This window comes from Micromonospora sp. NPDC003776 (genome assembly GCF_053605645.1).
This window is the reverse complement of sequence record NZ_JBSGJR010000304.1, coordinates 1-8,028: the sequence shown is the minus strand read 5'-3', so window position 1 is coordinate 8,028 and position 8,028 is coordinate 1. Positions and strand designations below refer to the sequence as shown.

The window sequence follows — 8,028 nt, the reverse complement described above, 5'->3', positions numbered from 1 at the left end:
CCACGGGCCGCCTGTGCGGGCAGGTGCCGGCGTTGCTGCGGGCGCGGCAGGGCGCGGGCCGGCAGTCGCAGCGCCAAACCCGACGTGGCGGACGCCCCGCTGGACGTCGCCGGCGCCTCGTGGATCTGGTCTCCGGGCGCCACCGCGAGCAACGCCCCCGTCGGTGCCCGCTGGTTCCGCGGCCGGCTGGCCGTTCCCGCCGGGGTCGACATCGCGGTCGCGTACCTCGTCGTCACCGCGGACGACGACTTCACCGCCCACCTCGACGGGCGACAGGTCCTGTCCGCCCCACAGGAGAGCAACGGCTGGCAGAAGGCGAAACTGGCCGAGGTCACCGAACTGGCGCGCGCCGCCGTCGGCCGTACGCTCACCCTGGCGGCGGTGGCCGTCAACCGGCCCGGTGCCACGGTCAACCCGGCCGGCCTGCTCGCCAAGCTGATCGTGGTGACCGCCACCGGCGAGCGGCTCGTGCTGGTGACCGACAGTTCCTGGCGCAGCAGCGACACCGAGCAGCCCGGCTGGCAGGAGGCCGGCTACGACGACACCGGCTGGGCCGGGGTGGCGGTCCTCGCCCCCTACGGGCAGGGGCCATGGAGCAGCAACGTCACGGTCCCGCAGCCGCACGCCCTGGACCTGGCCGGCGCGTCGTGGGTCTGGGGTCCGGGCGCGACGGTGAACAATGCTCCCGCCGGCCCACGCTGGTTCCGGGGCAGGCTGACCCTGCCCGCCGGACTCGACGTCACCTCCGCCCGGCTGATCATGAGCGCCGACGACGACTTCACCGCGTATCTGGACGGCCAGCTCACCCTCTCCGCGCCCCAGCAGACCGACGGCTGGCGCATCGGCCGGGTCGCGGACGTCACCGAACTGGCCCGGGGCGCCGTCGGCGGCGACCTGGTGCTGGCCGTGATCGCCACCAACCGGCCCGGCCCGTCCGTCAACCCGGGCGGCCTCATCGCGAAACTCGTCGTCCGGACCGCCGACAGCCAGGAGTTGGTGCTGGTCACCGCCGCCGGCTGGCGGACCACCGGCACCGTCGAGTCCGGCTGGGAGCAGCCGGGACACGACGACAGCGGCTGGTCGCCCGTGGTGGTGCTCGCCCCGTACGGGCAGGGGCCGTGGGGCAGCGGCATCGAACCGCCGGTGGAGGAGCGACCCGCGCCGCTGCTGCGCCGCGCGTTCCGGCTCACCAAGCCGGTGGCCCGGGCCCGGCTGTACGCCAGCGGCCTCGCCTACCAGGTGCTGCACCTGAACGGAAAGCGGGTCGGCGACGCGGTGCTGGACCCCGGGTTCACCGACTACACCGACACCGTGCTGTACGTGACCCACGACGTCACGGATCTGCTCACCGACGGACAGAACGTCCTCGGCGGGGAACTGGGCCGCGGCTTCTACGGCATGAACACCCGCAACGTGTGGCGCTGGCAGCAGCCGCCGTGGCACGGGGAGCCCCGGCTGCTCGCCCGCCTCGTCGTCGACCACCCCGACGGGTCGCGCACCGAGATCGTCAGCGACGACGCCTGGCGGGTCAGCGACGGCCCCACCCTCTCCAACTCCCTCTACGAGGGGGAGACCTACGACGCCCGGCGGGAGCCGGCCGGCTGGTCGACCGCCGGCTTCGACGACTCCGCATGGGCCGAGGCGAGCGTCCTGGACGCCCCGGCCGGCACCGTACGCGCGCAGGAGCACGAGCCCATCCGGGTGGTCGAGTCCGTCGCCCCGGTCAAGCTCACCTCGCCGACCGGCGGCGTCTGGGTGGCCGACTTCGGCCGGACCACCGCCGGCTGGGTGCGGCTGAACGTCACCGCCCCGGCCGGCACCACCATCCGCATCCTCTACGGCGAGAAGCTGCGCGCCGACGGCACCGTCGAGGCGGCCAACGGCAACGTGCTGACCGCCCGGTTCCAGCAGGACGAGTACGTCGCCCGGGGTGGCGGCGAGGAGGTGTGGGAACCCCGCTTCTCCTACAAGGGCTTCCGGTACGTCCAGCTCGACGGGCTGCCCGGCGCGGCCACCACCGGCACCGTCACCATGCAGGTGGTGCACTCCGACGTCCGCGACGTCGGCGAGTTCCACTGCAGCGAACCGCTGTTCGAGCAGTTCGAGCGGATGATGCGCCGGACGGTGCGCAACAACCTGCACGGCATCCCCACCGACACCCCGATGTACGAGAAGAACGGCTGGACCGGTGACGCGCAGGTGGCCGCGCCCACCATGGCGGGCCTGCTCGACCTGTCCCGGTTCTTCACCAAGTGGCTCGGCGACCTGCGCGACAGCCAGGTCTCCTCGGGGCAGGTGCCGGTGATCGTGCCCAGCGGAGGCTGGGGCTACCAGGAGTTGGCCCCGGCGCCGGAGTGGACGACCGTCTACCCGTTCCTGCTGCGCGAGATGCACCGGTGGTACGGCGACGACCGGCTGCTGCGGCAGCACTGGGAGCCGGTGGCCGACTACCTGGAGTGGGAGCTGGGCCGGCTGAGCGGCGGGCTGGCGGTGACGGCACTCGGGGACTACCTGTCGCCGGGCACCGGCGGCAACCCGCCGGAGGACACCCGCCTGACCGCCACCGCCTACCTATACCGGGCGCTGGTGGCCACGGCCGAGGTCGGCGAGCTGATCGGCAAGGACGCGCAGGCCGCCCGGTTCCGGACGGCGGCGGCCGGGCTGCGGGACCGGCTCAACGAGACCTTCCTGGACCGGGCGCGCGGGCTGTACCGCACCGCCCGAGACCCCGGCTACCGGCAGACCTCCAACGCGGTGCCGCTGGCATTCGGGCTGGTGCCCGACGACCTGGTCGGCGCCGTGGTGGACAACCTGGTCGCCGACATCCGCGAGCGGGGCTGGCACCTCAACACCGGCTGCCTCGGCACCAGCGTCCTGCTGCCGGTGCTCACCGAGCGCGGCCACGCCGACGTGGCGGCCCGGGTGGCGTTGCAACGGACGTACCCGAGCTGGGGCTACTGGGTGGACAACGGCGCCGACACGATGTGGGAGATGTGGCCCACCTCGACGCGCTCCCGGCAGCACTACTTCCACGGCACGGTCGTGCAGTGGCTCTACCAGCACGTGGCCGGCCTACGCCCGATCGCCGACGGCTGGGGGAGCATCGTGGTCCGCCCGGACGCCCGCGCCGAGCTGTCCGCCGCGTCCGCGGCGGTCGACACGGTCCGCGGCCGGGCGTCGTCGGCCTGGCGGTTCCAGGACGGTGCGTTCGAGCTGACCGTGCAGGTGCCCGTCGGCGCCACCGCCGAGGTGCACGTTCCGGCGGCGCGGCCCGAGGATGTCGAGGCGTCGCCGGGCGGGTTGGTGACCGCCCGGCGGATGGCCGACGGCTACCTGGTGCACACGGTGGGCTCCGGTACCTGGCGGTTCGTGAGCAGTTCCGCGCCGACCGCCTGAACCACGACGGCGCCGGCCACGCTCGTCGCGTGGCCGGCGCCGCGGTGCGGGAGCGCCGAGGACGCCGGGACCGCGATCCGCGCCGTGGTGGGCGCGCTAGCGGGTCAGCGCCGGGCCTGGTCGCTGGAGCGGCGTACCACCAGCTCCGGCTGGAACACCACGTGCCGGTGCCGATGTGTCTCGCCGGAGGAGGCCTCCTCCAGGAGCAGTTGGGCCGCGGTGCGGCCGAGCTGTTCGCGGGGCTGACGCACCGAGGACAGCGGCACCGCCGCCGCACCGGCGAACTCGATGTCGTCGTAGCCGACGATGGCCACGTCGGCGGGCACCCGCAGACCGCGCGCGGTCATCTCCTGCAGCACGCCGAGCGCGATCAGGTCGTTGGCGCAGAACACGGCGGTGGGCCGCTGCCGGGCGGGCAGGGCCAGCAGGTCCTCGGCGGCGTGCCGTCCGGCGGCCACGGTGAGGCTGGTGGTCGTCGCGACCCGCAGCTCGGCGTCACCGTGGTCCTCGAGCGCGGCCACGGCCCCGGCGTGCCGGTCGGCGACCTGGGCGATGGAGAACGGACCGCCGAGGTATGCGATGCGACGGTGACCCCGCTCCAGCAGGTGCTCCATGGCCAGCCGGCCGCCGCGCACGTCGTCGACGGCCACCGAGCAGCGGCTGGCCCGACCCGTGCCCCGGTCGACGAGCACCACCGGGATGCCGCGGTCGATGAGCATGTCCAGGTGGGGTTGCGACCCCTGGCCGACCGGGGTGATGAGCACCCCCCGTACCCGCTGCTCCTGCAGCAGGTCCAGGTGCCGGCGTTCCCGGGCGCTGTCCTCGCCGCTGTTGCAGACCACGAGCATGGCACCGGCCGCCTCGACCACCTGCTCAGCGCCGCGCACCAGGTCGGTGAAGAAGGGGTTGGCCACGTCCAGCACGACGATGGCGACGGTGCGGCTGTGGCCGGCGCGCAGCTGACGAGCGGAGTCGTTGCGGACGTAGCCGAGTTCGGTGATGGCATCGAGCACCCGCTGCCGGGTCGCGGGGGCAACCGTGTCGGGCCGGTTGAGCACGTTGCTGACGGTGCCGAGGGAGACGCCGGCGTGCCGGGCGACCTCCTTGATGTTCGCCGTTGCCATAACTTCCCTCGACGATCGCTGCTCGGGCGGGGTTGCGGGCCCGGTGCAGGTGCCGTGTCCGCAGCTGTACGGGCACCGGCCGTTCGACCGGCTGGTGACGCGCAGTCTATAGCGCCTAAAACGTTTCATCGAACTGGTCCCGGCTGGCCGCGCCCGTGTCGGACCCGAAGCGGGACGGCCTCGAACCTGCCACGAGCTCGGAACAGCAGCAGCAAGAAATCATGGGGAAAGTCTTGACCCTCGCGAATGCCGCCCCCTACGGTCCAAGCCAGTACATGAAACGATTCATGACGGGCCCGGATGAGCCCCGGCACACCGGGCGCCGGACGGGGCGGCCTGGCGGGCTGCCACCGACCAGATAGGCGGCTGAGCATGCGGATCGCCCTGTTCGTCACCTGCCTCCCCGACACGCTGTTCCCCGAGGCCGCGAAGGCGACCGTGCGGCTGCTGGAGCGCCTCGGCCACGAGGTGGTGTTCCCCGAGGACCAGACGTGTTGCGGGCAGATGCACGTCAACACCGGCTATCCGGACGAGGCGCTCCGGCTGGTGCGCCGGCATGTGCGGGTGTTCGCCCCGTTCGACGTGGTGGTGGCGCCGTCGGGGTCCTGTGTGGGGTCGGTGCGGCATCAGCACGCGATGGTGGCCCGCCGGGCGGGGGACGAGCGGCTCGCCGCCCGGGCCGAGGAGGTGGGCCGGCGCACGTTCGAGTTGACGGAGCTGCTGGTGGATGTGCTGGGGGTGACGGACGTGGGGGCGTACTTCCCGCACCGGGTGACGTACCACCCGACGTGTCACTCGCTGCGGATGTTGCGGGTGGGGGACAAGCCGTTGCGGTTGTTGCGCGAGGTGCGCGGGCTGGATCTGGTGGAGTTGCCGCAGGCGGAGCAGTGCTGCGGGTTCGGGGGGACGTTCGCGGTGAAGAACGCGGACACCTCCACGGCGATGCTGGCGGACAAGATGCGCCACGTCCTGGCCACCCGCGCCGACGTCTGCACCGCCGGGGACGCGTCGTGTCTGATGCACATCGGCGGTGGCCTGTCCCGGCTCAGAGCGGGGGTGCGCACGGTGCATCTGGCGGAGATCCTGGCCGCGACGGAAGGCTCGGAGACGGTAGGGGAGCGGGACCGGTTGGAGGTGCGGTCGTGACGCGGACGTTTCTGGGGATGCCGGCCACGGCGCCGCGCGGGGTAGGGCACCTGCGGGGTGAGGAGCCGTTCCCGGCCGCGGCCCGCAAGGCCCTCGGGGACGCGCAGCTGCGCCGTAACCTGCGGCACGCCACCACCACCATCCGCGCCAAGTCCGGCGCTGTCATCGCCGAGGTGCCTCACTGGCAGCAACTGCGCGCCGCCGGCGCCGCGATCAAGGCCGACACGATGGCCCGCCTGCCGGAGCTCCTCGAACAACTGGAGGCGGCGGTCACCGTCGCGGGCGGCACGGTGCACTGGGCGGCGGACGCGGTGCAGGCCAACCAGATCGTCACCGACCTGGTCCGGGCCGCGGGCGCGGACCGGGTGATGAAGGTCAAGTCGATGGCCACCCAGGAGATCGGCTTGAACGAGGCCCTCGAGGCGGCCGGGATCGAGCCGGTCGAGACCGATCTGGCCGAGCTGATCGTCCAGCTGGGCCGGGACAAGCCGAGCCACATTCTGGTGCCGGCGATCCACCGCAATCGGGCGGAGATCCGCGAGATCTTCCGGCGCGAGATGCCCGGCGTCGACCCGGACCTGACCGACGAGCCGGCCGCCCTGGCGGCGGCGGCCCGCCGGCACCTGCGGCAGACGTTTCTGTCCACACGGGTGGCGGTGTCGGGGGCGAACTTCGCCGTCGCGGAGACCGGTACCCTCGCCGTGGTCGAGTCCGAAGGCAACGGGCGGATGTGCCTGACGCTGCCGGACACGCTGATCACCGTGATGGGCATCGAGAAGGTGATCCCGACCTGGGCCGACCTGGGGGTGTTCCTCCAGTTGTTGCCGCGGGCCTCGACCGGGGAGCGGATGAACCCCTACACCTCGATGTGGACCGGCGTCAGGCCCGGCGACGGCCCGCAGGCGTTTCACCTGGTGCTGCTGGACAACGGCCGCAGCGCCGTGCTCGCCGACCCGGTGGGCCGGCAGGCCCTGCACTGCATCCGCTGCTCCGCCTGCCTCAACGTCTGCCCCGTCTACGAACGCACCGGCGGGCACGCCTACGGCTCGGTCTACCCCGGACCGATCGGGGCGGTGCTGTCCCCGCAACTGACCGGGGTCGCCGACAACCCGTCTCTGCCGTACGCCTCGTCGCTCTGCGGGGCCTGCTACGACGCCTGCCCCGTCATGATCAACATCCCGGAGCTGCTGGTCCACCTCCGCGCCCAGGCACCGCATCCGAAGAGCGAAGCCGTCGCGATGGCCGCCGCCGCGTACACCATGGACCACCCCGCCCTGTACGCGGCGGCGCAGCGCGCCGCGGGCCTCGGCCGAGTAGCCGGTCGGGCCCTACCACCACCGTTGAACGGCTGGACCGCCAGCCGGGACGTGCCGGCCGCGCCCCCGCAGACCTTCCGCCAGTGGTGGGCCGAGCGGTGAACGCGCGCGAACTCATCCTCGGCCGAATCCGTGCCGCCCTCGGCGAGCCGTCGGCTCCGGCCGCGGCACCCCGGGGCATCCGGTCGACCGGCGCCGCCGTCGACCTTGAGCTGCTGGTGCGCCGGCTCACCGACTACCGGGCGACCGTGCACAGGTGCACCGACGACCAGGTCGCGCAGGTCGTCGACCAGGTCCTCGGCGGCCGGCGCGTCGTGATCCCGCCCGGACTTCCCCGGCACTGGCTGCCCGCCACCGTCACGGCCACGGCCGACGACAACCACGCCGCGGAGCAGATCGACGGCATGGACGGAGTGGTCACCGCGGCAGCAGTGGCCATCGCCGAAACCGGCACCATCGTCCTCGACGCCGCTCCAGACCAGGGCCGCCGGGTCATCAGCCTCCTGCCGGACGTGCACGTCTGCGTACTGCGGGCTGACCAGGTCGTCGCCACCGTGCCGGACGCCCTCGCCCGGGTCGATCCGCACCGGCCGTTGACCTGGATCAGCGGCCCCTCCGCCACGAGCGACATCGAACTCAACCGGGTCGAGGGCGTCCACGGCCCTCGCAACCTGCACGTCGTCATCACGACGTCCCCGTAGGAGGCCGAGGACGGCTCGGAAGGCGTTTCCGCCGGCATCGACCCCTACGCCGGCCGACGCCAAGTCCGGTTCAGGCGCAGTACGCGGCGGCGAACCTGGCCAGTGTCGCGCTGGCCGTGGCCACCTCGGAGATCGGCACGTACTCGTCGGGGGCGTGGGCGAGTTCGATCGCGCCGGGTCCGTACTGAACCGTCGGGATGCCCGCGGCCGCGAGCAGCCGCAGGTCGCTGCCGTAGGGCGCACCCCACTGCGGCGGGTTCACGCCGCTGGCGGCGACGAGCGCGTCGGTCAGCGCGGGGTCGGGGTTGCGGGCGGGCGCGAACTGGCCGCCCCACCACTCGACCG

At 73.1% G+C, this 8,028-nt stretch carries 6 protein-coding genes; 4 read left to right on the top strand and 2 right to left on the bottom strand.

The window, feature by feature from the left end; genetic code table 11:
* Positions 1-84 precede the first annotated feature (84 nt).
* A complete protein-coding gene (locus ACWEVO_RS22640; RefSeq protein ID WP_452309524.1) occupies positions 85-3,396 on the top strand; it encodes a family 78 glycoside hydrolase catalytic domain in 3,312 nt (1,103 codons plus the stop codon).
* Between the two features lie 104 nt (positions 3,397-3,500).
* On the opposite strand, the gene ACWEVO_RS22635 is transcribed toward ACWEVO_RS22640, so the two are convergent.
* Complete coding sequence (locus ACWEVO_RS22635; protein WP_452309523.1) at positions 3,501-4,520, bottom strand: LacI family DNA-binding transcriptional regulator; 1,020 nt, start codon at positions 4,518-4,520, stop codon at positions 3,501-3,503.
* Between the two features lie 372 nt (positions 4,521-4,892).
* Between ACWEVO_RS22635 and ACWEVO_RS22630 the strand changes: the two genes are divergently transcribed.
* The 3 genes from ACWEVO_RS22630 to ACWEVO_RS22620 are packed head-to-tail and all read left to right on the top strand — an operon-like array spanning position 4,893 to position 7,683.
* The gene (locus ACWEVO_RS22630) at positions 4,893-5,666 is read left to right on the top strand and encodes a (Fe-S)-binding protein (RefSeq protein ID WP_452309522.1); all 774 of its coding nucleotides are present in this window, start codon (positions 4,893-4,895) and stop codon (positions 5,664-5,666) included.
* A 17-nt stretch (positions 5,667-5,683) separates the two neighbouring features.
* On the top strand, positions 5,684-7,084 hold the full coding sequence (locus ACWEVO_RS22625; RefSeq protein ID WP_452309525.1) for a lactate utilization protein B: 1,401 nt from the start codon (positions 5,684-5,686) through the stop codon (positions 7,082-7,084).
* Positions 7,081-7,683 (top strand): LutC/YkgG family protein, encoded by a 603-nt coding sequence (locus tag ACWEVO_RS22620; protein WP_452309521.1) that lies wholly within the window; start codon positions 7,081-7,083, stop codon positions 7,681-7,683. The genes ACWEVO_RS22625 and ACWEVO_RS22620 overlap by 4 nt, the downstream gene beginning before the upstream one ends.
* A 70-nt stretch (positions 7,684-7,753) precedes the next feature.
* Here ACWEVO_RS22620 and ACWEVO_RS22615 read toward each other — a convergent pair.
* The coding region (locus ACWEVO_RS22615; protein WP_452309520.1) for a M20/M25/M40 family metallo-hydrolase at positions 7,754-8,028 on the bottom strand (275 nt) is incomplete at its 5' end.